The sequence below is a fragment of the Edaphobacter modestus genome (genome assembly GCF_004217555.1).
In the GTDB taxonomy this organism is placed as follows: Bacteria; Acidobacteriota; Terriglobia; order Terriglobales; family Acidobacteriaceae; genus Edaphobacter; species Edaphobacter modestus.
The window spans coordinates 5,385,973-5,411,144 of sequence record NZ_SHKW01000001.1 but is presented as its reverse complement, the minus strand read 5'-3'; the positions used below and the strand labels follow the sequence as shown (position 1 = coordinate 5,411,144).

Below are 25,172 nucleotides of genomic sequence, written 5' to 3'. Positions count from 1 at the left end.
CAATGAAGCGCATGATGTGCAGGTCTCTGACGGCCGTCCTGTTTCTTGTAATTGCAGGAAGCTCGTTTGCACAGAGCACACTAGACACGTCAACCCTCCAGACGACCACAAGACTGGTCCTCGTCCCTACTCTGGTCCAGACTCCTTCGAACGAGATCGTCTACTCTCTTCACGCGGAAGACTTCCTGCTGACCGACAAAGGCGTCCCGCAGAAGGTCAGGCTGGATGACGAGACACACCAGCCCCTTTCTCTGGTGGTCCTGATGCAGACTGGGGGCTCCGCCGTCCACGAGTTCGACAAGTATCGCAACCTCGAAACCATGCTGGCCGCGATGCTCGGATCAGCGCCTAACCAGGTATCGATCGTCAACTTCGACAGCAGGCCCGAGGCTGCCTCACCCTTCACCTCCGACATCGCTCAATGGACCGACGCTATCAATCACCCCGATCCGGGCGACAGCGGAGCCGCGATTATGGACAGCCTCAAATTCGCGCTCGCTCTTTTGGCGAAACAGCCTGCAGCAAACCGACGTGCAATACTGCTGATCTCTCAACCGACGGACATTGGAAGCACGACGACCGCGAAGGAGATTCTGCAATTCTCAGGTGAGACCAACACTGCGATCTACACCCTAACCTTCTCTCCGCAAAAGACAAAGCTAAAGGATTCGTTGAGGGAAGGCGGCCATTCCCATCCACCCGTTACAGTTGGAAATGGAAGTTATGTAGCCTACTTCGATCTGGGCGAGCCGCTGGGAATGATTCTGGGTGCGATGAGAAAAAACGTTGCCGCCGAGATGGCTTCGCTTTCAGGAGGCGAAGCGGCTGGTTTCGACAACCAGCATCAACTCGACGATGGACTGTCCACTCTAAGCAGCCACATGCGCAACCGTTACACGCTCAGCTTTACACCGACTTCGGCTGAACCTGGCCTGCACCCGATCCAGGTCCGCCTTCCGAGTCATCCCGAACTCACCATCTCAGCCAGAACAAGCTATTGGCTCAGTGGCTCCGATGGAAGCTCTCAGCCTCAGTAAACTCGGCAACATCGCGACACATATTATTCTTCGTCGTCTGTCTGATCCAAATCAGCTTCTTCGTCGATTTCGGTCTCCACCTCAAGATCGCGAGCTTTGAGTTTGCCGCCTCCCTCTGTCATCAGAACCTGAATCCTGCCCTCGGCAGACTCAAGTTCCTGCTTGCAGCTCTCCGATAGCTTCATTCCCTCTTCAAACAGCCGCACGGACTCCTCGAGCGAGAGATCACCCTGCTCCAACCGCTCTACGATCGCCTCCAGGTCTGTCAGCTTGCGTTCGAAATCCGCCATCTACACACCTACGCCTTCCGTAAGCCCTAGCACCTGCGCCGCTGCCACATACTTATCCTTCCCGAACGGAGCGCTGACCTGGACTCCCTGTACCATCGGTCTTGCCTCGGCCAGCATCTCCTGGGCAATGCGAACACCCTCGGCGCGTGCGGCTTCGGGAGAGCCTGCCTGCGCCATCCTCGTCATCACCCCATCTGGCACAGCGAGACGCAGATCGTTCTTCATGAACTCAGCATTTCTGAGGCTCGTCAGCGGCCAGATGCCGGCGATGATCGGGATGCGGAAACTCTCAATGCGACGCAGGAACTCTTCGAGCACACGCAGGTCAAAGACCGGCTGCGTGATCGCAAACTCCGCCCCGGCCTCAACCTTATAAGCGAAGCGCCGAACCTCCTGGTCGATATCCGGCACGCCAGGATTCGCCGCGACCGAGATGGTGAAGCCCGTCGACTCTCCAATCGAGTTCTTCCCGATATCCAGCCCGCAGTTCAGATTGCGGACGATGTTCACCAGGCCGATCGCATCGACGTCAAAGACCGCCGTCGCGTCGGGATAGTTGCCGAGTTTCGGAGGATCACCCGTAAGACAGAGAATATTTTTGAGACCGATCGACGAAGCTCCCAGAAGATCGCTCTGAATGCTCAATACATTGCGATCACGGCAGGTGTAGTGCAGGATCGTCTCGATGCCAACGTGCTGCTGAATCTGGACACAGAGACTCTGTGCGCTCATTCGAGCGCTCGCACGGGGCGAGTCCGGCACGTTGATCGCATCGACGCCAAGCTTGTGCATCTGGGCCGCACCGTCAATCTCCTTCGAGCAGTTGATTCCCTTCGGCGGAACAATCTCGACCATCGACACGAACTCACCGGCCGCCACCATGGCGCCGACCTTCGACCGCTGGGCTAAAGGCGGTGGCGATATCTTAGGGGTCGTCGGTGCCTCGACGCGACGCTCCATCACTTCAGCTCCGCTCTCCATGGCATCGAGAGCGCGCAGTGCGCCTCGCATCGCGCGGGTGTAGCTGGGCGTGGTTCCGCAGCAGCCTCCAACCAGCGAAGCTCCGGCCTTCACCAGCTTGCGCGTGAAGCTTGCCATGTACTCCGGCGAGGTCAGATAAATCGTTCGGCCCTCGACCGCGCGAGGAATTCCTGCGTTCGGCATAGCGACCAAAGGCAGTTCCGTCAAGGGCCGCATCCGCTCAATCACACTCAGCACCGTGGCAGGCCCGGCGCTGCAGTTGCATCCTATGGCGTCAGCGCCGGTGTCGCTCAGTCGACGTGCAGCCATCTCGGCCGAGGTTCCGTCGAGACAATTGCCCTCTTCGTCCACCGTGACCATGACAATGACAGGAACGCCGGGAGCGACGGCACGGGCGGCAGCGACTGCCTGCTCCGCCTCGGTCAGCGAGGTCATGGTTTCGATCGACAGCAGGTCTACCCCCACGCCCGGGCCGCCTTCGGTCAACGCGGCGATCTGTTCGGAAAACGCCTCTCGTGCTTCATCGAGGCCTACCTTGCCAAGCGGCTCCAGTCGGATTCCGAGAGGACCGATCGCTCCAGCCACGAAGGCCTCCGCCGCCTGCTTGTCGCGGATCTGGTTGACCGCTTCACGAGCCAGTCGTGCGCCGGCCATGTTGATCTCGCGAACCTTGTCGCGAATCCCGAAATGTTCCAGGCGAAAGGCGTTGGCGCCGAAGGTATTGGTCTCAATGACTTCGGCGCCCGCTTGCAGATATTCGATATGGACTTCCCGTACCAGTTCGGGCTGCGAGAGATTTAACTCGTCGTAGCACCGATTGATAAACACCCCACGCGCGTAAAGCATGGTGCCCATTGCTCCGTCACAGAGCACCGGCACACCTTTAAACAAACGCTTTACTGCTGCCGAGCCTTCGCTCGCACCCTCTGTCTTCCGATCCATTCTGGTCACCGGCCTATCCGATTTATCTTAAGCCATACAGCAAAGCGCTCCAAATCTTGACGCATCGGCGCCGGACCGCTTCGCTTTGTTATACTTTGCCGTAGAGTCGTGGCCGCCCACCCCCACACTTGCAGCGCAGTTCGGAGTCAGTCACCGTTGAAGATCAGAAGTTCCCTTTCCCATTCGTTCTGCGCCCAGTTCTTCTGCGGCCTTGTCATCGCGATCGTTACTCTCGGCCTATCGTCCTGCGGAACGCGGTATTACAAGTTTCCGCAATATCCGTTTGCCAACCGGCCGGTTCCGCCCAGCAAGCTCGCCACACGGGTTCTGGTCAGCCTCACGGTCAATGGCACCCAGGGTGCCCTGCAGATGCTGGACGCGAACCGCGATATCCGCAACAGCATCTTCAACCCGAACTCGACCTTCCCGATCTCGGGTTATTCATCCGGGTATCCGAACATGATCTTCAACTTCCCGGAACAGGTGATCGGCTACGTCTACTCAAACTCCGATGGAAGCCTCACCAAGGTCAATTACAGCACGGAAGCAGTGGCGGGCTCGGGTGGCGCACTGCCGGGAAAGGCTGATTCCATCGCGGTTCCGGTCAGCTTCAGCCACGTGTACGCCGCGGTCTCTTCTCTCGGTGTTCTTACTGTGATCGACAACACAAACGGACAGACCTACTATCTGAATCTTCCGAATGTGTACCGCGTGGCCGCCAATTCGGGCGATTCGGTCATACTGGCGATGGTCCGCAATTCGAATACGTTGTATCGCCTAGTGCGGTTGAACCAGAATCAGGGCTTCATTCCTGGCGCGGCCGATTGCCAGCCCTATAACGTACCGGTCTGGTGCGCTCTCCCGGTTCCCGACAGCTCCACCAGCCCGAGTCTCGATCGTCCCGTGGGAGCGTACTTTTCGCTCGATGGCACAACCGCCTATGTGTTGAACTGCGGTCCCGAGTGTGGCGGCACCACTTCGAGCATCACCATGATGCCGCAGGGCAATCTGCGCGTCGACAGCTACCCCACCTCCACGCCATATCCATCGCCGGTTACAGGAAGCGTTCCCGTGCCGGGAGGCGCGACCGCCGTCCTTTCCGACGGAACGACGCTCTATATTTCCGGCCAGCAACTGCAGCCCGACGGGCTCTTCGCCGGCTTTCTCTCTACGATGGATCTGTCTTCGAACACGATCACGGGGCAATACTCCATCTCGGACGGAAATCACACCAAAATGCTCTTCGGAGACAACAACACGCTCTGGATTGGCTCGCAGGGTTGCGCTACCGGGGAGCGGGCCAAGCTCAACCAGAATTACAACTGCCTGACCCGTTATGACATCGGCGCCAAGAGCACCATGGTGGTGCCCAACGTCAACCCCGCTGATCCTACCTCCAGCGTGCCGTACCCGAACGCCAACGAGAACCAGTTTTACTATGGTGACCTCACGGGACTGTGCTGGGTACAGGGCTGGAACAAGATGTACACCGCCTACGGCGGGCAGGTTCACGCATTCAACACCGCTGACGGCTCGGAGATCAACAACTCCCAGATCACGGTCCAGGGCACCGCGCTGGATGTCGCCTTCATGGATGCGGCAACCAATGCGGCCAATTAGCTCACCGGGAACAAGACTGCAAGGGTAGCTCTGTGGGAGATCGTCTTCGATCTCCCACAATCGTTTCTTCCAATTTTCTATGCTCGATATTCTCGCCATTGCCGCGCACCGTGACGACGTGGAACAGACGTGCGGCGGCACCTTGCTGGCGATGCACGACAAGGGCTGGAAGACCGGCATCCTCGACCTGACTCAAGGGGAGTCAGGCACGCGGGGCACGGCGCAGGAACGTCAAGCCGAGGCCGAAGCCGCCGCGAGGATTCTGAAGGTAGAGCATCGCGAGGCCCTCGATCTTCCGGACGGCAACGTCGAGAACACGCAGTCCAACCGAATCAAGATCGCCGGGGTCCTCCGGCGGCTTCGCCCGCGCGTTGTTATTCTCCCCTACTGGCAGGGCCGCCATCCGGATCACTATACGACTGCCACGCTCGGCTATGAGGCCTGCTTCGCCAGCGGCCTGAGCAAGCTTGCGATCCCCGGGAGCACCCTCCCTCCGCATCGCCCGTACAAGATTCTCTACGCCTCCCTCTATGCCGATGTACGTCCATCCTTCGTCGTCGATATCACGCCGTACGTCGAGCAACGCCTGCAGTCGCTTCTCGCCTACCGTTCTCAGTATGCGAACCAGCCAGCGGGCGGGGGACTCTTCGTCCCCGAAGACGACATCCGCGAGCGCACCTTCTCGAGCGCGCGGCACTATGGCCTGCTCGCAGGTGTCCGCTACGCTGAGCCCTTCGTGCAGAAAGAAGTCGGTCTGGTCGACGACCTGATGCTGCTTCCCGTCCAGTCGATCTAAGGGGTTCTCTGCGCGTTGCCTAGATGGAATCGGAGTATCCCTTGTCTTGCTCTCCGGCAAATCTCTCCTGGATCATCTCCGGCATCCAGGCGGGAGCCGCCGCGATAACCTTGTTCTTCCCTTTGCGTTTCGCGTGATACAAGGCGGCGTCACTGTCATCGATCAGGCTTTGCCACTGCAGGCCGGAGATATCGGACGAAGCTACTCCCAGGCTGGCGCTGGTCTGGACCACGTCACCCCGAAATCGGATCACAAGATCGCTGATCTCCTCCTTCAGCCGTTCGGCTACCATCATCGCCTCCTCGAGAGAGCTCTTCGGCAGCAGGACGCAAAACTCGTCGCCTCCCATCCTCGCCACCGAATCACCGGCCCTCACGGTCTCCTGCAGCACGCCTGCCACGGCCTGCAGCACCACGTCCCCGCAGCTGTGTCCCTTGCTATCGTTGACAATCTTCAGCCCGTCGAGATCCATCATCACCACTGCCATCGAACTATTCGAGCGTCGACAGTTCTGAATCTCACGCAAAGCGGTCCGCTTCAACGCCCAGCGGTTCAGCAGTCCCGTCAGTTCATCCACCTGCGCCCTCCACAACAATTCCACCCGCAGCTTTGCCGTAGAGAGCGACATGAAACCGAAAGCCGTGGCGGCGCTGGTAATCAGGCATGCCATCAGCCATCCAGGGGCGGCACGTGCCCATTCGGCGACATATCCCGACCAGCTAAGATCGGCGCGCGCCACAGCCCGCACAAAGAGGATCAGCGCGTAACCTGCAAGCGCAAGACTCGTCAGCCAGCCTACGGGACCGACTTCTTCATCCGAGAAACGGAAGACCAGAACCGCCACCAGCGCATGCAACACTCCCAACGTTGCGCACAGCATGGCTCCTGGAAGCTGTGACTGCGTTGGAAACACCATGAAGTAGATGAGGGCGAGCGTTACAATTCCCGTGAGGCCAAACTGGACCACGCGCAGGATGGCTTTCCGCTCCAGTAATTCCGCGAAGCTTTGATGAAGCAGCAGGACCCCCGCCATGGCAAGGATGCCACTGATAGCCTCTCCGAATCGGGCTGATTCCAGATGCAGCCAGCTCATCCCTGCCACAAGCATCGAGGTTCCGCGGCATAGATTTGCACCAGCGAACCATACGGCGCCGCGCATGCCGCCCACCATTCGGGCATTCACTAACATGACAGCCGCGCATAACGCGAATAACAAAACGTTCGCCAGAACCAGTGTCGCCGTATCCATTGCGCCCGCCCCCGAACCGTAGCAGGACCCTCGCCATCGCTTCACAAATCGGCACTTACGCGTATACGACCCAGTTCACTGTTCAACCTGGGCTATTTTTGTTACAGAGGAATCTTTCTAGCAACTCACTGAAGGCAGAAGCATAAACCCCAACGGGCATAAATCCCAAGCACCGTTTTTTAAATCGATTGAAGTTTTTTACGTCGATTGAGCGAGGACTGAAGTTGTCGTTGAACAAATTCCAACATCTCAGCGGTGACATACTCCGGCGGCCGCATGGCCAGCACCGGAGTCCCTTGAATCAACTTCAGCGAAATTCCCTTCCACGCTGGACGGCCCAGCGCTCCGTCAGGAATAAGAACCGCATCCGCTCGATCAAGGTAAAGACGAGCCGAGTCCTTGAAATCGTCTACCTCCGGGTCCAGAACACTCAAGTAAAGGTCTGGCCGCAGAAACCTCAGGATGCTGTTGGACTCGATGACGGCGTTTTCAGCTTTCTCAAGCTCTTTGCGGATACGTGGCATCGCCTCTGCAAGATCGCCCATTCTCGTTCTTACCCACAGCGATCGGACTGCTCCCGCGGCCAGGTATCGTGACGAGTCCGTCCCGGTCGACGCATCTCTTTCCTCACTCACCGCAACTGCATGTTCGGCTGTCTCGCAATCGCAAGGCTCCCCATTGGCCGAGCACATTCCGTGGCCGAACTGCGTCACCTTGAAGGCCGTCCAATGCATCCACGGCATCCCACGAATCAGCCCCTCCATGACGCTGGTCTTACCGATGTTTCGTGAGTGTCCACCTACCACGACCACTGCCATGACACACCTTCCAACTACGCTCGCGGATCGCCACCACGCCTCAACCGCGCCAAATCACGAAGGTACTCCTTCAGGGGTCGCGCCGGCCTGCCCCAGAACACCCGTCCCGCACCCTGCATCTTTTTGCCGCTTAACACGCCCGCTCCCCCACCGAGGATAACTCCAGCGCCAACCGTCGCGTGCTCTCCGATTCCAACCTGTCCGCCCAGAACTGCACCATCTTCCACCACGCTGGAACCGGAGATGCCCGTCTGCGCAGCGATAACAACATTTCTTCCAATCCTGCAGTTATGGCCGATGTGCACAAGATTATCGATCTTCGTTCCGTAGCCGATTCGGGTCTCGCCAAGCGCGCCCCTGTCGATCGTCGTGTTCGCTCCAATCTCCACGCGATCTTCAATCACCAGGCGGCCCTGTTGCGGAAACAGCACGTACTCTCCCGTCTCGGGGCTGGCAGCATAACCGAAACCCGCTGAACCCAGCACTGCACCGGACTGCACAATCACTTCATCGCCCAGCACGGCCCCCGGATAAATGGTGACCCGAGCATCGATCCGGCATGCCCGCCCGATCTTCACCCGCTCGCCAAGCACCACACCGGGACCAATCGAAGTGTCTGGCCCGATCTCGACCTCCTCACCCACCATAGCCGTAGAATGAATCTCCGCACGGAACGAACCTTCAGCCAGCTTCTGCGCCAGAACCGCGAACCCATAGCGTGCATCCCGCACCCAGACGACCCGCTCGTCCGTAACCGCACGATCGGGATGATTCAGCCTGCTATTCGCAAGGATCAATCCAGCTCGCGAGGCGATGGCTGTCTTCAGAGCATTCTCGTCCAACGCGAAGACGGCAGCATCCCTCTCCGCATCCTCCATGGCCGAGACGCGAGTGATCTCGGCATTCGGCCGCGCCTCCTCTTTCGTCGAGCCTTTCACCCACTCCACGATCGCGCTTAGCTCCGCCATCTCAGTAGATCCCTCCCTCGTCCTCGGGCCGTGTCTTCCATCGCCTGTGCATCCACAGCCATTGCTCAGGATAGCGCCGGATGTATGCTTCGATCTCTGCGGTAAACCTTGCGGTATTCTCGAGCGCGTCCGCTTCCGCGTCGCCGGTGCGGACGACCGGCAGTTCCTCGCCAAAGTGAAGTACATAGCGCTGCTCCGCCTTCTCCCACAACAGAAACCCGGGCACGACAGCAGCTCCCGTCTTCGCAGCCACTCGCGCCATCCCGCTGGCCGTACATGCTTCTATGCCGAAGAATGGGACAAAGACTCCCTGGGGCGGCGTCATATTTGTGTCCATCAGGATTCCGACCGTCTCCCCTGCACGCATCGACGCAAGCAAGCCCCGCGCGAAGTCGTCCTTGTGCATGACCCGGTTGCCGTGGAGACACCGTATCCGGTTCACAAACCGATCGACCAGTGGATTATCGAGGCGGCGAATCACCATTCCCATCGGGTAGCCCCCCAGGGAGTGATAGAAGCTCGACAGCTCCCACGCTCCCAGATGGCCGGTCAATACCAGAACTCCTTTGCCCCCGCTGCGTGCCCGCAGATAATTCTCCAGGCCCTCGTAGCGGATAAACCGACTTGCCTTTGCCGGGGTGTAGCCCGCCATCAGGCAAAACTCCGCCAGCAGACAGCCGAGGTTACGATAGACCTCTTTCAAAATCTGCTGCCTGCGATCCGCCATGATCTCGGGAAAGGCCAATTCCAGGTTGCGTATTCCCACTCGCCGCAACCGGGACAATGCGTAGTAGGCGATCTCGCCGATTGCCGCTCCAGCCCCTCGTGCCACACCCCGCGGCAGCGCACCCAGCAGGCGGACCATCGTCCATACCGCTGCAAACTCCACTCGCTCGCGCAGGGTCGCCGTGGCTGGCGCGGGCTCTCTTTCTATCGCATCGTTCAAGCCTTCAGTCTAATGGAGCAGAAACCTTTTTCGTGCATTCCGGCAAAGACAAGGGCGGCCGCGATGGCCGCCCTTCTACAGACATCCTGCTTTTATTTGTTCTCTGCATGCGCCTCGACAAAATACTTCGCGACGGTACGGACAAAGGGCCGCGCCTCCTCGGGCGTCACCTGGTTGCCCTTCAGAATCGTCTCAAAAGGAATCGCATTGCCATACATCACGCGCGTGTCAGTTTCGTTTTGCGACAGCACCGTTCCATCCAGGTCAATCCCGGCGAACAGTCCCTTGCTTCGGGAGTAGGTCAGCAGCTCCGCGTTCATCTTCCAATCCGTCCCTGCCTGCGCATTGCGTCCAACCGGACCGGCAGAGGCCGCTGCATCGGCACCGATCTTGAACTTGTTCTTCAGCATGTCCTGAAGTCCCTGCTCGTTCATCGCGACGATGATCAGGTCGGTGGCCTGACCGCCAATCTGGAACCCAAAACTTCCTCCCGCAAGCTGTACGAAGGAAGGCGCACTCCAACCATGTGAGGTCCGGCAGGTGGCGACACCCTGACCGTACTGAGCGCCTACGACGAAAGCCGCCTTTTTGAAGCTTGGGATCACCGCGAGGCAGGTTGCTCCAGACAGAATGCTGGAAGGAATGCCCTTATCCGGCGCCGCCATAATCTGAGTAACCACGGCCTGAGCATCCTGCAATCGCTCGACCAGCTTGGCTTTATCCGTCGCTGCGGAGGCAACGGTCGAGCTGAAAATTAGCGCAACACTACATGCAACCCCAGATAAATACTTCATCCACATACTTAGGCCTACTTTCTCTTCCTCGGGCGAGGATCAATAAATACTTTGTTTACAATAAGATGTTTGATGTATTCCATCAAACGGACGTTGCTTGCTCTCTCAACGTTCCCCCACCCAAAAAAAATGGGGGTTGTAGAGAAGTGCCTGTATCGCCAGGCGCGCTCTCTACAACCCCTCTCCCAGGTCTGTGTTGCTTAGGAAAAGAGTGCCTGAAGCAGGAGGTAACTACAACGGTACGGAGGTATATAGACCTTCGCGCGGCCCTGCCCAAAAGGTAACCGCGGCCTTACTTCGCCACCAGGTTACGATTTACCGCCTGAACGCTCAGGGCAATGCGATTATCTACACCCATCTTTCGCATCAGGCGTCCCACATGGGCTTTCACTGTCGCCGCATCGATCCCAAGAGCCTCTGCAATCTCGCGGTTTGGCCGTCCCGCCACCAGCAGCTGCAACACCTGGGTCTCCCTGTCGGTGAACTTTGGCTCCGGAGCTACGTTTCTCCGTTCAACCGCGGAAGCCTCCAGCAAACGCGCCAGCACCTTCCGCGGAGCCCAGACGGACCCGTCCCGCACAATCTCAATCGCCAGCCGAATCTCGTTCTCTCGCGCCGTATGGGTCAGATAGCCCTTTGCTCCGGCACCGATCACCTTCTGGATATGTTCGTGACTCTCCTCGAGTCCAACCACCACCAGACGCAGATGCGGCCGTGACCGTCGAAAGGTCTCCAGCAGCTCAAACAGATGGTCCGTACAAGCTGCGTCGATCATGACCAGGGAGACTCCCGACGCGTCCAAAGCACCGGGCCCGGCTACCGAGACGACCTCCGACGCGCCACCTTCTGCGACGATCGTCTGCAATCCCAGCACCCGCAGCGGATCGGTAGCAATCAGACCGATACGAAACGGCTCGCCCTGCTTTATCTCTGTCATGGCCTCGAACGATTCGGGAACATCCAAAGAGCGCCAGATACGCGACCTTCAGATCCCGTACAGAAAATGTGTTTCCTTTTGTGCGTGGCCCAGTGCTCTAAAGCTTCGGGAGAACGATCCCTTGCTGTTTTTGATACTTGCCTTTTCGGTCCGCGTAACTGACCTCACAAGACTCGTCGGACTGAAAGAACAGGATCTGGCACAGTCCTTCGTTGGCATAGACACGCGCAGGCAGAGGCGTCGTGTTGGAGATCTCCAGCGTGACGTATCCCTCCCATTCCGGTTCGAAGGGAGTTACGTTCACGATGATTCCGCAGCGGGCATAGGTCGACTTGCCCACACAGATTGTGAGTACATCCCGCGGAATTTTGAAGTATTCAATAGACCGCGCCAGCGCAAACGAGTTCGGCGGAATGATGACGCTCTCTGACACCACCGTCACGAACGATCGCTCGTCAAAAGCCTTAGGATCGATAATCGCGCTGTTCACGTTCGTGAAGATCTTGAACTCGTCGGAAACCCGCAGGTCATATCCGTAGGAGGATAAGCCGTAGGAGATGACGCCCTCACGAACCTGTTTTTCGCTGAACGGGGAGATCATTCCGTTTTCCTTCGCCTGCTGGCGAATCCAACGGTCGCTTTTGATGGCCACTCGGCTCTACTTCCCTTCTTCTTCCTTCATTGGATGAATGTTTCGTCTAACAATTTATCGCGAGCGCTGCCCTGCTTGTGGCAAAATAGCCGGGCATTGAGCAAGGTACTCTTTGCGTCATTAGATTCTTCATCTTACGGCAGCGATCTGTCGTTGACAACCGGGTCATGAATTTCTACCATCACGTTACTAAACCAGGTCGATATCGATTTCATCAACATTTTCAAAAATCTACAGCCCAAAGGACGGCGGCCCATAATGATAAAGCAGGACTTAATACAGAGGGTTGTTGAGCGCACCGGCCTGCCACGCACGAAAGCAGAGGCTGCGGTGGACGCTATTTTCGAGAGCATGAAGCAGACGTTGGTCGCTGGCGACCGCATCGAACTTCGGGGATTTGGCGTCTTCACCGTCAAGCCGAGAAAGACAGGCATCGGTCGCAATCCGCGGACCGGGGCCGAGGTCACTATCGCGCCTGGCAAAGCAGTTCGCTTCAAGCCTGGAAAAGAACTGCATCTGCTGAACTAGCTCTGCCTAGGCCTCTGGCACCGTTGCGCATCGAAAGAGTCCCAGCCGGAAAAGATTTGCAAACCCGTGCCCGCACGGAACCCGGTTGTTTGTCGCCGTAACGTCGGCGACTGGCCGGACGCTTCTTTCACGCCTGCTGTGCTATCTACATCAGGTGAAGCGCGTCCACGTCCACAACCAGGTTCCGGCGCACGATCCCTTGTGCGTCGGCGAATCTGAGCATCGCCCGTAAAGCCTCACTCAGCGCCTTTCTACTCTCCCCTTTCAGCACAAAGTGATAGCGGTAGATTCGCTTCAGCCGCGAGATCGGCGCCGCTGCAGGACCGAGCACTCGAACCTTCTCCAAACGAGTAGAGGAAAACCATCTCCCCAACTGCGCGGACCATCCCGTCGCCTCTTCAAGCCTCTCGCTCTGCACCACCACATTTGCCAGCACACCGAACGGCGGATAGTGCATCCATCGCCGGTACTGCATCTCCTTGGCGACGAACCCCGGATAATCATGTCCCGCCGCGAACTTAACCGCGTAATGATCCGGATGATAGGTCTGTACCAGGACCTTGCCCGGCAACTCTCCCCGCCCCGCGCGCCCGGAGACCTGCGTGAGCAACTGAAACACCCTCTCCGCCGCCCGAAAGTCCGGGAGTCCCAGCGCGAAGTCCGCACCCACCACGCCGACCAGCGTCACACCGTGAATGTCGTGCCCCTTCGCGATCATCTGCGTGCCCACCAGGAGGTTGATCTCGCCGGCATGCAGCCGAGCCAGCATGCGCTCCATATCGCTGCGGCCCCGCACCGTATCCCGGTCCATTCTCCCGATCCGTGCCTGCGGAAAGATCTCCTGCAGCCGCTCTTCGCCCTGCTGCGATCCTGCACCCAGAAAGTAGAGGTGCTCGCTCTGACACTTCGGGCACTCCTTCGGAACCCCGCGCCGAAAGCCGCAATAATGGCATTCCAGCCGCTGCCCCGGCTGCGCGATAGCATCGTTGCCGCTGACCGGCTTGTGGTACGTCATCGAGATCGCGCAGTTCTCGCACTCGATCTTCTCGCCGCAGCTCCGGCACATCACCACGAACGAGTAGCCGCGCCGATTCAGCAGAATAATCGCCTGCTCGCCTCGAGCGATCGTCGCCTCGGTCTCCTCGATCAGCCGGCGCGAGAAGATCTGCTCCTGCCCCGTCTCGCGGAACTCATCTCGCATGTCCACAAGTTCGACCGCGGGCAGCGGCCGGTTCGCCACCCGCGTGCGCATCTCGATCCGTGCGTAACGCCCCTTCTCCGCGTTCGACCAGCTCTCGAGCGAAGGCGTCGCCGACCCCAGCACCACCACCGCATCCTTCAGCTTCGCCCGCATCACAGCCACGTCGCGGCCGTGGTAGCGCGGCGTCTCCTCCTGCTTGTAGCTTCCGTCATGCTCCTCATCGACGATAATCAGCCCCAGCTCCCGCACCGGCGCAAACACCGCAGACCTTGTCCCCACCACCACCCGCGCCTCGCCGCGTCGAATCCTGTGCCACTGCTCCGCGCGCTCATCCGGCGTAAGCTGCGAGTGCAACAGGGCCACCTCATCGCCAAAGGCGGCTACAAGCTGTCCTGTCATCGCGGGCGTCAAACCGATCTCCGGAACCATCAGCAGCGCCGACCTCCCCGCATCGAGCGCTCGCCGCATCGCCGCAAAGTACACCGCTGTCTTGCCGCTGCCCGTGACGCCGTACAGCAGATGCGGCGCGAAGCCACCCTTCGCCATCGCTGCTGCAATCGTTCCCAGCGCCTCCATCTGGGTCTCGTTCAGCGCATGCTCATGCGCATGCTTCTTGCCGTACGAACCCACGCCGCCAAAATGAAACGCCTCCGCGACCTCCTCCACACGGACCAGCTCCCGCTTCACCAGAGTACCCAGCGTGGACTCCGGCACCCCAGCGCGCCCCAGCGTCTCCTTCAGATCGCGCACACGCATCCTTCCGCCAACAGCCGCCAGCTCCGCCAGGATGGCCGTCTGGTTGGCATTCAGCTTCGGAAGCCGTGCATCCTCCACCAGCACAGCCACCTTCTCCAGCCGCCGTGCGTCGCGCTCCTCGGCGACTGCCTCCCGCACCAGCCACTTCTTCCGGACCATCCCTTCCAACAGAGCCTTATTCGCACTGGTCGCAGAGCGCAACGCCGACAGCTTCGCCTCTTCCCCACTCTCCAGATAATTCAGCACAGCATATTCCCGGTTCTGCTCCTCCGGACTCAACTTCGATCGCCGCGAGGCTCCCTTCGCCGCTCCCTCGTACAAGACCTTCCTGCCCGTTTCGGTGATGCGATACAGGAACTGCCGCTTCACCTCCGCGCTTAGAGGAAGCATCCCGCGCAGAACCTCGCCCAGCGGAGCGACATAATACTGAGCGATCCATCGGGCCAGCTCGATCAGCTCATCCGGCAGCACGGCCACATCGTCCAGAATCTGCTGGATTGGCTTGACCTCAAAATCTCCCTCGGGCGCATCGTTATGCACGCGCATCACGACACCCATCAGCCTCTGCCCGCTGAATGGAACCAGCACGCGTGCCCCCACCACCGGCACCACCCCATTCACCTCATAGGTGAACGTCTGGTCCAGGGGAACCGGAAGCGCGATATCAGCGTAACGAGACACAGTATTCAGAATAATCGCCCACAGCCTGACCGACACGCCGCCACCCCGGAGATCGCATGCCCCGCTCGTTCGCCATCGCTGTTCTCACCGTTACCTTTTGTCTCGCGACGAGGGCACATGCTAATCCGGATGCGGATGCAACCGCTGCACTCATGAAAGAGATTCCCTCGCTCATGCAGCAGACCGACATTCCTGGCCTCTCCATCGCCGTGGTCCGCCATGGCCGCACCGCATGGGTCCACAGCTTCGGCACGGTGGACCCTTCCACGAATCTCTCGGTTACCTATCACACCCGCTTCAGCGCGGCCTCTCTCAGCAAGACCATCTTTGCCTATGCCGTTCTTCAGCTCGTCGATCAGGGCAGGCTCGACCTCGACACGCCTCTTACCCACTATTGGCCCGAGCGCATCGTCGATCCCAAGGACGATCCGCGGCTTGATAAGATCGCCGCACGCATTGTCCTGAGTCACCGCACAGGGTTCCCAAACTGGCGTCCCGACGGCGGCCAACTCAAAATCTACTTCACTCCCGGAGAACGCTTCAGCTACTCCGGTGAGGGCTTCGTCTATCTCCAGCGCACCGTCGAGCACATCGAAGGCAAACCGCTCAACGACATCGTGCAACGACTCGTCTTCGCTCCACTCGGCATGAACGACTCAACCTACATCTCGGTGCCCGGTCCCAATATCACCCTCGGCTACACCGCCGGCGGCCAACAGCGTCCTCCTATCAGGAGCGACAAAGGAAACGCCGCCGCCAGCCTGCTTACCACGGCACACGACTACGCACTCTTCCTCGAAGCGATCCTCAGCGGCCGCAGCCTCAAACCCTCAACTCTCCGTCAAATGGAGACCCCACAGAGCGCCGTCGATCCCACCTGCACCAACTGCACCGACCACGCACCCGCGAAGCTCTCGACCGACCTCTTCTGGGGACTCGGCTGGGGCATCGAGCAGACCCCCACCGGCAAGTATCTCTGGCACTGGGGCGACAATAACGTCTACAAGGCCTTCGTCGCCGTCGATCTCAGGCATCGCAATGCGGTTGTCTTCTTCGCAAACGGCTACAACGGTCTTTCCATCGCGCCTGCAATCGTCCATGACGCCATCGGCGGCAGCCACCCCGCCTTCCGTTGGATTCACTACGACACCTACGACTCCCCTGGCGTTCGCTTTATCCACGACACGATTCACGACGGCGCTCAAACCCTTACGACGTATGCCGCGCAACTGAACGACGGCACCGTCACAGAGGAGAACATCAACTCCGCCGGCTACTTCCTGATGCGTCGAAAGAGATACGACGATGCCATTGCCGTCTTTACACGATGCCTGGAACTCCATCCCAAATCGGCAAACGCCTACAACAACCTCGGCGACACTTATGCGGAGACCGGAAAAACAGACCTGGCCATCGAAAACTATGAGCAGGCATTAAAGCTTGACCCCACTCGTCAGGACATCAAGACGGCATTAGAAAAATTGCGCACAGCATCTACAAAAAACGAAGCGGCTCACTAACCAGTAAGCCGCCTCTTCCTTCACTACGAAAGATGGAATCGCCTAAAAGTGGCCACCGTTACCAAACCAGCCGCCATGACCCTGCGGAACGTACTGCGATCCCTCCAGGTCAGCGTCCGTAAATCCAAAGACGAAGAACTGGTTGGGATTCGTTCCCGGACCGGCATAGTCCTGCAGAAAGTCGTTGTCATTCGCAACCCACAGCGTGTGAATGGTCTTTCCCTTCTCTTTTACATCCGGCCCGAACGCTAATCCCTCGATCTTCGCCGGAATCTGATCCACCGTCATCCCATTGGCCTTCAGGACATCCACAACGTCGAGAAACAGCGTCTTGCTCACGGCCACCTTGGCAGCCTGCGTGCCGTCCATACCCTGGATATCGGTCGCGTTGTTCAGATCGATCTTGAAGACCTGCTTTATCTTCGCCTTGCTTCCGTCGCCGAGACCCTTGCCGTCGCGCTCATCCACAAGAAGCTCGTGATCGTTCAGAGCCACAATGTCGCTGACTCCGCTCCCGGTCGTCAGCAGATAGCCGTACTCATGAAGCGTTTTGCCCGTCAGCACATCGATCACTGCCATACGCAACAGGTTGGCCGCATCGCCTCCCTCCGCCGTGTCCTGGATCGTCGCTGTCTGCAGAATCCCAACCAGCTTCCGTCCATCCGGAGTGATCGCAAGGCCTTCCATACCCTTGTTCGCGATCCTTCCAATCGAGTTCATCGAGATCTCCTGATCGGTCGTCGGAGCAGGATGCGCGACATAGAACTCGTCCGGAAGCTTGTAGCTCCGAATCCGCTCTCCAGTACGCAGAAACTGGTAAATATAGGGTCCGTACTCATCGGAGATAAAGAAGGTCAATCCATCGTTCGACAGCCGAATGCTCTCTGGATCGAAGCGCGCATCGCGTGGATCGCCCGAGTCGGCGTGCGCATCGAAGTTGTCCGAACGACCCGAGAAGTAAGAGCGGAAGAAGCTGTTCTGTTTCGGCTTCCCTGACCCGATGTTGAGTCCATCGCCGGTCCCATACACCAGCGGCAGAGGGCTCGAAAGCAGCGTGGTATCCACCAGCTTCGGAGTGATCTCGTAGGGCAGCCCGGCTCCGTGATTCGCCTCGAGGTTCATCCGAACCGTATGTACGCGCGGAATCCACGACACCGTGTCATCCACCAGCGAATTGAAGCTCACCGCATTCGGCCCACGGTCCGGAACTGCCAGAAACGTGTCGCCCGAAACGTAGGCGATGCCCGAGCCCAAGCCGCCCAGCAGATTGGCGGGAGCCCCATTCTCTAGCGTCCCCTTCAACCCCGAAAGGTCCTCATTCGGTCCGGCGGCCGAACCGGTCAATGTTCCCTTCGCAATCAAAGCCACCTGTGCCTGCGCGGGCTGGGATAGTGCGCCTCCACATACCAATGCGATAAAAGCCGTTTGCAGAAATGCGTGTTTCATACGGTCTGTTCTCCTGAGGTCCGCCGCTGGCGGACTCGCCGAGACTAAAAGACATCTCAAGTCACACGAATGAACAAACGATGAATTTGCCTTAAACGCAAAGAGCTGCGTACAAATGCAGCTCTTGTCCTCGCGCTCCTGCTGCCCTAAGCGGGCGTTTGCGCTGAAATCAGCAGCAGACTCACGCTTCCATCCGTCGTTCGCCGGTGCGGAGTCATTCGCGGAACGAACAGATAATCCCCCTTCTTCAGGATTACCGCCTTCGCGCCCTCGCTCTCCGGAGCCAGCCACTCGCCCGGCTTGGTCTGGTGCGCCCCCTTCGGCGTTCCGCCCAGGTCATACTTTGTCTCCCCATCCAGCACCTGGAAGACGTGGTCGCGCGTCGCGTGCCACTCAAACTCCTTGGCCGCCTTCTTCGTCTCCGCATTGAGAATCATCAGCGTCCCCGGCGAGGTCAGCAGGTTCTTCGTACCATGGTTCGCCTGCACTCCCTTCAACTCGCCTTCCATCTCGGCGGCAGGGAACACCTGAATCGCGCTTTCCTCCGCCGCCTGCCCCGCAGCGGAACCAGCAGTCGAAGCACGCATCATCGTATCGGCAAAGGGAGAGGCGACCGCTGCAGCAAGCGGAGCCGTCAGCAGAAAGTTACGGCGAGTCTGTATATTAGCCATGCCCAAAAGTGAATCACATCCGACCTTTCCCGCGCTACTGCGAAACTCTCTCGTCATCGCCGCCTGCTATTCTTCCCGCATGAAGAAGCAACTTCCCCTCCCCGCTCTGTCACTTCTTCTCCTGCTTACGGCCTGCAACACGCAGACGTCATCAACACACGAAGTCCCTTCGGCCGTCACCCCGACGTCCGCGCAGCCCCGAACCGCGGCACCAGCGGCGGCCTCGCGGCCCTTCGACTACTACCTGCTCAATCTCTCCTGGTCACCCGAGTACTGTCACTCGCACCCGTCCGACATCCAGTGCGCGCAACACTCCACCTTCGTCCTTCACGGCCTCTGGCCCGAGAACAACGACGGTACCTACCCTGAGAACTGCAGCAACGCTCCCGGCCCCTCCGACCCCTCGCAGTACAGCGACATCTACCCCGACGCCGGCCTGCTCCAGCACGAGTGGAAGACCCACGGCACCTGCTCCGGCCTCGCTCCCGACGCCTTCTTCCAACTGGCCCGCACGGCCTTCCACTCCGTGCAGATTCCGCCTACCTTCTCCACGCTCGACAAACAGATCTCCCTGCCACCGTCGAAGATCCTTGGTCTCTTCATCGCAGCCAATCCCTCGATTACTTCTTCCAGCCTCGCGATGAGATGTGGCAGCAACTACCTCACCGCCGTCGAAGTCTGCCTCGACAAACAGGCTCACCCGATCGCCTGCGGCAACCTCCGCTCCTGCCGCGCCAACAGCGTCCGCATCCCGCCGCCCCAGTAGGCATCTTGCCAAAAAATGACTTTCCTTGACAGTCTAGGAGAACCTCTCTAGTCTCCTAGACTGTCAAGGGGAGACCCTTTATGGCTCCAAAACAAGCGGACCTCATGCAGGGCACGCTCGACATGCTGATTCTCAAAGCTGTCTCGCTCGGCAAGCTGCATGGGTACGGCGTGCTCCTTCGCATCCAGCAGATCAGCGGCGAACAGCTTGTCATCCAGCAAGGCTCTCTGTATCCCGCCCTCTTCCGCCTCGAGCACGATGGCGCCCTGCGCGGCGAATGGGGCGAAAGCGAAAACAACCGTCGTGCCAAGTACTACACACTTACCGCCGTCGGTCGCCGCCTTCTCGCGCAAGAGACCGAAAAGTGGAATCGCATGGCCGGTATCATCGGCGACATCCTTCGTGTAACCGAGGTGCAGTCGTGAGCAGCATGGGTGTCTTCCTGGATGTTCACTGGTCTCGCCTCCGTTCGTGGCTGCCCGCACCGCTTCGTCTAGCTGTCTGACATTTGAAGGTGAGCATAAGGCGGTTAGATCGCATTTGGAGATCAACTGCGCAAAAACTGCATGCAGCCGAAGGCTCTATGTCCGATTCCTTCCAAAAACGTGTCAAGCCCCTAATCCTTGCACCGTATTGTTTTAGCGTGTCTAAGCTCATGAAAAATAGCCACTTGTAGCCAAGGAAAATACCTGGGCAAAGTGACCAAACACCAGCCGCGGTTTCGTAAAATGGAGGAAGGGAAATTTACCTTCGCTCCATGCGTCGTCGGATCGAGAACTTAGGCTCTGAAGTATCCCTCTAAGATCTTATATTTCAAGATTTTGTACAAAAAAGGCGGGAGAGGGCCCTATCCACGCGCAGGAGGCTTCAGGCCAAGCTCCTTCATCACCATCTGAAGATCCTTCCACGCCTCGCCTTTCTGGCGCGGGTCGCGCAGTAGAAAGGCCGGATGATACGTCACCACCATCTTCGCTCCACGGCAGCCATGCCAGCGGCCGCGTAACCCGCTCAGGGACTGCTTCACCCCCAGCAAATAGGTCGCCGCCGTGGAGCCCAGAGCCACAATCACCTCAGGCTGCACCACATCGATCTGTCTCAAAAGAAACTGCGAGCAGGTATTCGCCTCCACCGGCTCGGGAACGCGATTGCTCGGAGGCCTGCACTTCACAATATTCGCGATATAGACCTCCTCCCGCTTGAGCCCCATCGCGGAGATCATATTGTTCAGCAACTGCCCGGCCTTGCCGACAAACGGAAGCCCCTGAGTGTCCTCGTCCGCTCCCGGACCTTCGCCGACGAACATCAGGCGCGCATTCGGATCCCCGTCAGCGAATACGATGTTGCGACGCCCGGCATACGCCAGCGGACACCGCGTGCAATCCCCGATGTCTTCGCGGATCGCCTCCAGCGCGGCGGACCTTTGGGCAGCCGCGATTCGCACCTCCGGCAAAGGTGCAAGATTGTCAAAACTCACCAGCTTGGGAATCTCAGGCTCCGAAAAATCTATCTTGGGCAAGGGTGGCGCAGGCCTCTCGACCGGCGGAGCAGCCGCTATGATCTGCGGCTCCATCCTTACCTCCGTCGCGGCGACAGCCTCAGGGGCCACCACAGCGAGAGCGTCCACAGGCGAGCCAGGCAGCACCGGCTCTGCCTCGAAGACCGGATCGCCCCGGCGATAAAGATCGTACACGCCCATGTCGCGGAAGTACTCAACGTAGGCACGTAACTGCCGCTCAGCCTCTCCTGCCATACTCCTATGCTATCGCGTGCAATCCGTCTTGGGCACTTAGTGAATCTTTGGCTCAGACCCTTTAGCCAGAACGAACTTCACATAACCCTGCTTGATCTCTTCCTGCGCTACGCGGCAAGCCTTGGTCGACTTGGCGACGATGAGCGGAGGTGCTCCCGACTGCAGTTGTCGCGCCCGACGTGCCGCGCCCTTCACCAAGCTGTACTTGTTGTGGAATGCACTTTGATCCGTCATGGGTGGTCCTCCCTTGTGGTCTGAATGTATCGCAGCCCAGCGAAATGTACATCAGAAATTCACGGTGGAAAATCCGGGCCCTATTCTCCAAAGGCCTCAAGCACCGCCTTTAGCTTCGGAGACGCCGCATCGGTCCTGCAACTCTTTGCGAGCGCCTCGCACTCTCCATCCCCCCGCTCGAAGAGAACGATCGACCGCATCTCCGCAACGGCGTTTTCCAGGACATCGTTTACCAGAGCGTATTTATAGTCCCAAACTCTCTTGAGTTCGTTTTTCGCTTCCGCCAAACGCTTCTGAATGACCGTTTCGTCGGTCATCTTCTCGGCAGCGCTCCGGTTTTTCAGCCGCTGCTCCAGGACCTGTGGACTAGGAGGGAGGATAAAGATCGAAACCGCCTGCGGCATCTTTTGCATCACCTGCAAAGCTCCCTGCACATCGATGTCGAGCAGAAGATCCTTACCCAGCTCCTTTGCATGCCGGAGAGCAGCGACGGCCGTTCCATAATAGTTGCCAAACACCTCCGCCCATTCCAGGAAGTCTCCTGCTGCAACCATTCGCTCGAACTCTTCGCGTGTAGTGAAGAAATACTCGCGACCGGGCTGCTCTGAGCCACGACGATCGCGCGTGGTATAGGAGATAGAAAAATCCAATCCCTCCACCAGGGTTCGAAGCTGGCTCACCAGTGTCGACTTCCCTGAACCGGAGGGCGCTGAGATGATAAAAAGAATTCCCGCCATCTGCTCCCTGATCGTTCCGTTTGTTCGGATACCTGTCAGTGTAAACCGCGGTTACTCCAGATTTTGAACCTGCTCGCGAGCTTTTTCGATCTCCGCCTTGATCTCGAGGCCCAGTTCGGTAATACGCAGGCTATTCTCTCCCGATGCGGCGCTGGTCTTCGAGAGCATCGTATTCGCCTCCCGGTTCAGCTCCTGCAGGAGAAAATCCATTCGCTTGCCGAGCTCTCCTCCCTCATCCAGCATGGCGACGAATCGATCGATGTGCGTTCTCAGCCGCACGATCTCCTCCTCGATATCGCTCTTCTCAGCCAGCACTGCCGCTTCGGAGAGCAATCGCTCCTCGCTTACGACAAACCCGTCGGTCAAATCCCCCAGTCTCGCCCGCAGACGCTCAAACTGAGCCTCGCGCACGCCGTTCCGATGGCCCGCCATCTCTTCGGCGAAGGTCTTCAGACGCCCCATGGACGCGCGCAGCTCGGAGGCAAGCACCGCACCTTCCTGTGCTCTTGCCTCGTTCAGCTTCTCCACCAGAGCCGGCATTGCCGCCATCACCGCCTGGTCGAGCTCCGGGATTCCTTCGAGGCTGACGTTACTTTCCGTAGTCATCACGCCAGGGATGCGCAGCAACGAATTCAGATCCGGCTGATTCGGCAGACCGTAGAGCTCGGCGGCCCTGCCAAACGCTCCGACATAAGCATCGAGCAAATCGGCATTCAGTTGAATCTGGGCGCTCGCTCGGCGTTCTACCTGCAGCGTGACCTCGATGTGACCACGCTTCAGCATTTCTTTAAGGAGACGGCGCATCTGGATCTCCAGCGCGTCGCAGTAGGAGGGCAGCCGCAGGTGCAGGTCGAGAAAGCGATGGTTCACACTCTTGATCGCAAGCGAAAATCCAAGGCGGTCTTCCGCACTGCTTCGGGCACTCGCAAATCCTGTCATCGAAAAAATTGAACTCAAGCAAATCCCTCCAACTCAGCCGGCTGCAAAGCCGGCTCACTCTCCGCTACTGCCGGACCTTCCTCACCAAACTGCATATCGTAGAGCCGGCGATACATTCCCGATTTTCGCATCAGTTCCTCGTGAGTACCGGTCTCAGTGATCCGGCCACGCTCCAGCACCACGATCTTGGTCGCCCTGCGTACGGTCGAGAGGCGGTGCGCAATCACAAAGACGGTTCTCCCCTGCATCAGGTTGGCCAGCGCTGCCTGAACGAACTGCTCGCTCTCCGTGTCCAGTGCGCTGGTTGCCTCATCAAGAATCAGAATCGGCGCATTCTTCAGAATTGCGCGGGCGATCGCAAGCCGCTGCCGCTCGCCTCCACTCAGCCTCACCCCTTTTTCGCCGATCCTGGTGTCGTAGCCCTCAGGCATCTTCAGGATGAACTCATGCGCCAGCGCCATCCGAGCGGCCTCTTCGACCTTGCTGAGAGGAACATCAGGCTGCCCATAGGCAATGTTGTTCCTCACAGTATCGTTGAAGAGCACCGTCTCCTGCGTGACCTTTCCAATCTGCTCCCGCAATGACGCTATCGTGACATCGCGAAGGTCGTGACCATCAATCAACATCCGGCCCTCGTTCACATCGAAGAAGCGCGGAATCAAATTGACCAGCGAAGATTTGCCCGCCCCACTGGGTCCTACAAAGGCAATCACTTCGCCGGGCTTCACGTCGAGGCTGATGCCATGAAGCACCTGCGTGATGGTACCGTCATCCCCTGCATACCCAAACCCGACATTCTCGAACCGGATTTCCTGCTGAAAGCCCTTCAGCGGGACCGCACGGCGCTTCTCTCGCACGTCGTCCTGCGCATCCATAAATTTGAAGATGTCTTCGCTCGCCCCCAGGGCCTGCTGAAAGCTGTTGTAAAACAGCGCAAATTTCCGCACGGGATCATAGAGCGTAAAGACGGCGACAAGAAATGCAATAAACGATCCCGCCGTCATCTCGTGGTGAAGAATTCTTCCTCTTCCCAGCAGCAGCAGCAGCGCAATTCCCACCGACCCCAGTGCATCCATCAGCGGCGAGCTGATCGCCTGCACGCTGACCGATTTCAGATTCGCCCGAAACAGCCTGCGTGCTGCTCTGCGAAAGCGATTCATCTCCCACAGCTCCATCCCGAACGCCTTCACGATTCGGTTGCCCGTGATGGTCTCATGGAGAATGTTCTGAATCTCGGCGAGCTTATCCTGTCCCTTCCGCGTCGTCTGCCGCACCCTGCGGCCGATGCGGCGCGCCGATGAGATGACGACGGGAACGAAGAGGAGCAGCACCCATGCGAGCTTGCCGCCAACCACAACGACAACACACGCGGTAAACAGCAGTGTAAAGAACTGCTGCATGAAGTCACCGAGCACGCTCGACATCGCATACTGCACACGCTCGATGTCATTGATCAGCGTGGAGAGAAGCGTCCCGGTCGTATGCTTCTGGAAGAACGCAACCGAGCGCCGCAATACGGCGTTGTACAGATCGTTTCGAAGATCTGTGATCATGCCGAAGCCGGCATAGTTCACAAGATAGGTTCCCAGGTAGTCGCATACCGACTTCAGAACCGCCGAAACGATCAGCGCATACGCCACCACCGTCCATGCGTTATGGAAGTACCCCGGAACCAGAAACTGCAGGTTCAGCTCGCGATCGATGTGAGGAAGATGAAACCTCAGTACATCGCCCGTGGGAGCGTCCGGACTCAATACATTGTCGAAGATCGGCTTTACCAGAAGAATGCGCAGCGCAGCCATCGCGCCCACGGTTGCCATCAGAAACACGGAGCCCGCCAGTTGCAAGGCATAGGGCCGCACATACAGAAGCAATCGCCAGATGCGCTTCAAGCAGCCACTCTCCCAATCCTT

24 protein-coding genes are annotated in these 25,172 nt (G+C 58.7%); 7 read left to right on the top strand and 17 right to left on the bottom strand.

Annotated elements, in window-relative coordinates; genetic code table 11:
- Positions 1–11 precede the first annotated feature (11 nt).
- Positions 12–1,037: a VWA domain-containing protein gene (locus tag BDD14_RS22735; RefSeq protein WP_165420204.1), complete on the top strand. Its 1,026-nt coding sequence runs from the start codon at positions 12–14 to the stop codon at positions 1,035–1,037.
- 23 nt (positions 1,038–1,060) lie between these two features.
- On the opposite strand, the gene xseB is transcribed toward BDD14_RS22735, so the two are convergent.
- Positions 1,061–1,327: an exodeoxyribonuclease VII small subunit gene (xseB, locus tag BDD14_RS22730; RefSeq protein WP_130421494.1), complete on the bottom strand. Its 267-nt coding sequence runs from the start codon at positions 1,325–1,327 to the stop codon at positions 1,061–1,063.
- Entirely contained in the window at positions 1,328–3,250 is a 1,923-nt protein-coding gene (locus BDD14_RS22725) for a bifunctional homocysteine S-methyltransferase/methylenetetrahydrofolate reductase (RefSeq protein WP_130421492.1), read from the bottom strand. It abuts the gene before it with no gap.
- A gap of 156 nt (positions 3,251–3,406) precedes the next feature.
- Between BDD14_RS22725 and BDD14_RS22720 the strand changes: the two genes are divergently transcribed.
- Positions 3,407–4,870, top strand: a complete 1,464-nt coding sequence (locus tag BDD14_RS22720) for a hypothetical protein (RefSeq protein ID WP_242618138.1) — start codon at positions 3,407–3,409, stop codon at positions 4,868–4,870.
- Positions 4,871–4,949: 79 nt separating this feature from the next.
- Complete coding sequence (bshB1, locus tag BDD14_RS22715; protein WP_130421490.1) at positions 4,950–5,666, top strand: bacillithiol biosynthesis deacetylase BshB1; 717 nt, start codon at positions 4,950–4,952, stop codon at positions 5,664–5,666.
- Positions 5,667–5,685: 19 nt separating this feature from the next.
- On the opposite strand, the gene BDD14_RS22710 is transcribed toward bshB1, so the two are convergent.
- The 7 genes from BDD14_RS22710 to dcd form a co-directional block, all read right to left on the bottom strand.
- The gene (locus tag BDD14_RS22710) at positions 5,686–6,915 is read right to left on the bottom strand and encodes a GGDEF domain-containing protein (RefSeq protein ID WP_130421488.1); all 1,230 of its coding nucleotides are present in this window, start codon (positions 6,913–6,915) and stop codon (positions 5,686–5,688) included.
- Between the two features lie 179 nt (positions 6,916–7,094).
- The gene (locus BDD14_RS22705; RefSeq protein WP_130421486.1) at positions 7,095–7,733 is read right to left on the bottom strand and encodes a hypothetical protein; all 639 of its coding nucleotides are present in this window, start codon (positions 7,731–7,733) and stop codon (positions 7,095–7,097) included.
- A 14-nt stretch (positions 7,734–7,747) separates the two neighbouring features.
- Complete coding sequence (lpxD, locus tag BDD14_RS22700) at positions 7,748–8,701, bottom strand: UDP-3-O-(3-hydroxymyristoyl)glucosamine N-acyltransferase (protein WP_130421484.1); 954 nt, start codon at positions 8,699–8,701, stop codon at positions 7,748–7,750.
- Between the two features lies 1 nt (position 8,702).
- Positions 8,703–9,566, bottom strand: coding sequence for a lysophospholipid acyltransferase family protein (locus BDD14_RS22695; RefSeq protein ID WP_130423517.1), 864 nt, complete (start codon positions 9,564–9,566; stop codon positions 8,703–8,705).
- Between the two features lie 173 nt (positions 9,567–9,739).
- The gene (locus BDD14_RS22690) at positions 9,740–10,441 is read right to left on the bottom strand and encodes a lipid-binding SYLF domain-containing protein (RefSeq protein ID WP_130421482.1); all 702 of its coding nucleotides are present in this window, start codon (positions 10,439–10,441) and stop codon (positions 9,740–9,742) included.
- 292 nt (positions 10,442–10,733) lie between these two features.
- Complete coding sequence (locus BDD14_RS22685; RefSeq protein WP_242618137.1) at positions 10,734–11,378, bottom strand: response regulator transcription factor; 645 nt, start codon at positions 11,376–11,378, stop codon at positions 10,734–10,736.
- Between the two features lie 97 nt (positions 11,379–11,475).
- Positions 11,476–12,030, bottom strand: coding sequence for a dCTP deaminase (dcd, locus tag BDD14_RS22680; RefSeq protein ID WP_130421478.1), 555 nt, complete (start codon positions 12,028–12,030; stop codon positions 11,476–11,478).
- Between the two features lie 258 nt (positions 12,031–12,288).
- On the opposite strand from dcd, the gene BDD14_RS22675 reads away from it, so the two are divergent.
- Complete coding sequence (locus BDD14_RS22675) at positions 12,289–12,558, top strand: HU family DNA-binding protein (protein ID WP_022844174.1); 270 nt, start codon at positions 12,289–12,291, stop codon at positions 12,556–12,558.
- A gap of 145 nt (positions 12,559–12,703) precedes the next feature.
- On the opposite strand, the gene priA is transcribed toward BDD14_RS22675, so the two are convergent.
- On the bottom strand, positions 12,704–15,196 hold the full coding sequence (priA, locus tag BDD14_RS22670) for a replication restart helicase PriA (protein WP_130423515.1): 2,493 nt from the start codon (positions 15,194–15,196) through the stop codon (positions 12,704–12,706).
- A 56-nt stretch (positions 15,197–15,252) separates the two neighbouring features.
- Between priA and BDD14_RS22665 the strand changes: the two genes are divergently transcribed.
- Positions 15,253–16,716 (top strand): serine hydrolase, encoded by a 1,464-nt coding sequence (locus BDD14_RS22665; protein ID WP_130421476.1) that lies wholly within the window; start codon positions 15,253–15,255, stop codon positions 16,714–16,716.
- A gap of 42 nt (positions 16,717–16,758) precedes the next feature.
- On the opposite strand, the gene BDD14_RS22660 is transcribed toward BDD14_RS22665, so the two are convergent.
- Both BDD14_RS22660 and BDD14_RS22655 read right to left on the bottom strand, forming a co-directional pair.
- Entirely contained in the window at positions 16,759–18,162 is a 1,404-nt protein-coding gene (locus tag BDD14_RS22660; RefSeq protein WP_130421474.1) for an esterase-like activity of phytase family protein, read from the bottom strand.
- 146 nt (positions 18,163–18,308) lie between these two features.
- The gene (locus BDD14_RS22655) at positions 18,309–18,833 is read right to left on the bottom strand and encodes a cupin domain-containing protein (protein ID WP_130421472.1); all 525 of its coding nucleotides are present in this window, start codon (positions 18,831–18,833) and stop codon (positions 18,309–18,311) included.
- On the opposite strand from BDD14_RS22655, the gene BDD14_RS22650 reads away from it, so the two are divergent.
- Positions 18,832–19,599 (top strand): ribonuclease T2 family protein, encoded by a 768-nt coding sequence (locus tag BDD14_RS22650; RefSeq protein WP_130421470.1) that lies wholly within the window; start codon positions 18,832–18,834, stop codon positions 19,597–19,599. The genes BDD14_RS22655 and BDD14_RS22650 overlap by 2 nt on opposite strands.
- Before the next feature lie 80 nt (positions 19,600–19,679).
- Positions 19,680–20,024 carry a PadR family transcriptional regulator gene (locus BDD14_RS22645; protein WP_130421468.1) on the top strand — a complete coding sequence of 115 codons (345 nt, stop codon included), beginning with the start codon at positions 19,680–19,682 and terminating at the stop codon, positions 20,022–20,024.
- 422 nt (positions 20,025–20,446) lie between these two features.
- Here the strand turns inward: BDD14_RS22645 and BDD14_RS22640 are convergent, their stop codons facing one another.
- The 5 genes from BDD14_RS22640 to BDD14_RS22620 all read right to left on the bottom strand — a co-directional run bounded on the left by BDD14_RS22640 (position 20,447) and on the right by BDD14_RS22620 (position 25,151).
- Positions 20,447–21,349, bottom strand: coding sequence for a uracil-DNA glycosylase (locus BDD14_RS22640; RefSeq protein ID WP_130421466.1), 903 nt, complete (start codon positions 21,347–21,349; stop codon positions 20,447–20,449).
- 36 nt (positions 21,350–21,385) lie between these two features.
- The gene (gene rpoZ / locus BDD14_RS22635; protein ID WP_130421464.1) at positions 21,386–21,583 is read right to left on the bottom strand and encodes a DNA-directed RNA polymerase subunit omega; all 198 of its coding nucleotides are present in this window, start codon (positions 21,581–21,583) and stop codon (positions 21,386–21,388) included.
- An 80-nt stretch (positions 21,584–21,663) separates the two neighbouring features.
- A complete protein-coding gene (gmk, locus tag BDD14_RS22630) occupies positions 21,664–22,320 on the bottom strand; it encodes a guanylate kinase (protein ID WP_130421462.1) in 657 nt (218 codons plus the stop codon).
- 51 nt (positions 22,321–22,371) lie between these two features.
- The gene (locus BDD14_RS22625) at positions 22,372–23,277 is read right to left on the bottom strand and encodes a YicC/YloC family endoribonuclease (protein WP_130421460.1); all 906 of its coding nucleotides are present in this window, start codon (positions 23,275–23,277) and stop codon (positions 22,372–22,374) included.
- A complete protein-coding gene (locus BDD14_RS22620; protein ID WP_165420203.1) occupies positions 23,274–25,151 on the bottom strand; it encodes an ABC transporter ATP-binding protein in 1,878 nt (625 codons plus the stop codon). The genes BDD14_RS22625 and BDD14_RS22620 overlap by 4 nt, the downstream gene beginning before the upstream one ends.
- Positions 25,152–25,172 lie beyond the last annotated feature (21 nt).

What these genes read in the sequence shown, in the direction of transcription:
- bshB1 (WP_130421490.1), top strand. Translation starts at nt 4,950, where the DNA reads ATGCTCGATATTCTCGCCATTGCCGCGCACCGTGACGACGTGGAACAG.
- BDD14_RS22655 (WP_130421472.1), bottom strand. Translation starts at nt 18,833, where the DNA reads ATGGCTAATATACAGACTCGCCGTAACTTTCTGCTGACGGCTCCGCTT.
- BDD14_RS22710 (WP_130421488.1), bottom strand. Translation starts at nt 6,915, where the DNA reads ATGGATACGGCGACACTGGTTCTGGCGAACGTTTTGTTATTCGCGTTA.
- BDD14_RS22640 (WP_130421466.1), bottom strand. Translation starts at nt 21,349, where the DNA reads ATGGCAGGAGAGGCTGAGCGGCAGTTACGTGCCTACGTTGAGTACTTC.
- BDD14_RS22650 (WP_130421470.1), top strand. Translation starts at nt 18,832, where the DNA reads ATGCCCAAAAGTGAATCACATCCGACCTTTCCCGCGCTACTGCGAAAC.
- BDD14_RS22695 (WP_130423517.1), bottom strand. Translation starts at nt 9,566, where the DNA reads ATGGTCCGCCTGCTGGGTGCGCTGCCGCGGGGTGTGGCACGAGGGGCT.
- rpoZ (WP_130421464.1), bottom strand. Translation starts at nt 21,583, where the DNA reads ATGACGGATCAAAGTGCATTCCACAACAAGTACAGCTTGGTGAAGGGC.
- BDD14_RS22690 (WP_130421482.1), bottom strand. Translation starts at nt 10,441, where the DNA reads ATGAAGTATTTATCTGGGGTTGCATGTAGTGTTGCGCTAATTTTCAGC.
- BDD14_RS22735 (WP_165420204.1), top strand. Translation starts at nt 12, where the DNA reads ATGATGTGCAGGTCTCTGACGGCCGTCCTGTTTCTTGTAATTGCAGGA.
- BDD14_RS22705 (WP_130421486.1), bottom strand. Translation starts at nt 7,733, where the DNA reads ATGGCAGTGGTCGTGGTAGGTGGACACTCACGAAACATCGGTAAGACC.
- BDD14_RS22675 (WP_022844174.1), top strand. Translation starts at nt 12,289, where the DNA reads ATGATAAAGCAGGACTTAATACAGAGGGTTGTTGAGCGCACCGGCCTG.
- lpxD (WP_130421484.1), bottom strand. Translation starts at nt 8,701, where the DNA reads ATGGCGGAGCTAAGCGCGATCGTGGAGTGGGTGAAAGGCTCGACGAAA.
- BDD14_RS22665 (WP_130421476.1), top strand. Translation starts at nt 15,253, where the DNA reads ATGCCCCGCTCGTTCGCCATCGCTGTTCTCACCGTTACCTTTTGTCTC.
- BDD14_RS22725 (WP_130421492.1), bottom strand. Translation starts at nt 3,250, where the DNA reads ATGGATCGGAAGACAGAGGGTGCGAGCGAAGGCTCGGCAGCAGTAAAG.
- xseB (WP_130421494.1), bottom strand. Translation starts at nt 1,327, where the DNA reads ATGGCGGATTTCGAACGCAAGCTGACAGACCTGGAGGCGATCGTAGAG.
- gmk (WP_130421462.1), bottom strand. Translation starts at nt 22,320, where the DNA reads ATGGCGGGAATTCTTTTTATCATCTCAGCGCCCTCCGGTTCAGGGAAG.
- BDD14_RS22645 (WP_130421468.1), top strand. Translation starts at nt 19,680, where the DNA reads ATGGCTCCAAAACAAGCGGACCTCATGCAGGGCACGCTCGACATGCTG.
- BDD14_RS22660 (WP_130421474.1), bottom strand. Translation starts at nt 18,162, where the DNA reads ATGAAACACGCATTTCTGCAAACGGCTTTTATCGCATTGGTATGTGGA.
- BDD14_RS22685 (WP_242618137.1), bottom strand. Translation starts at nt 11,378, where the DNA reads ATGACAGAGATAAAGCAGGGCGAGCCGTTTCGTATCGGTCTGATTGCT.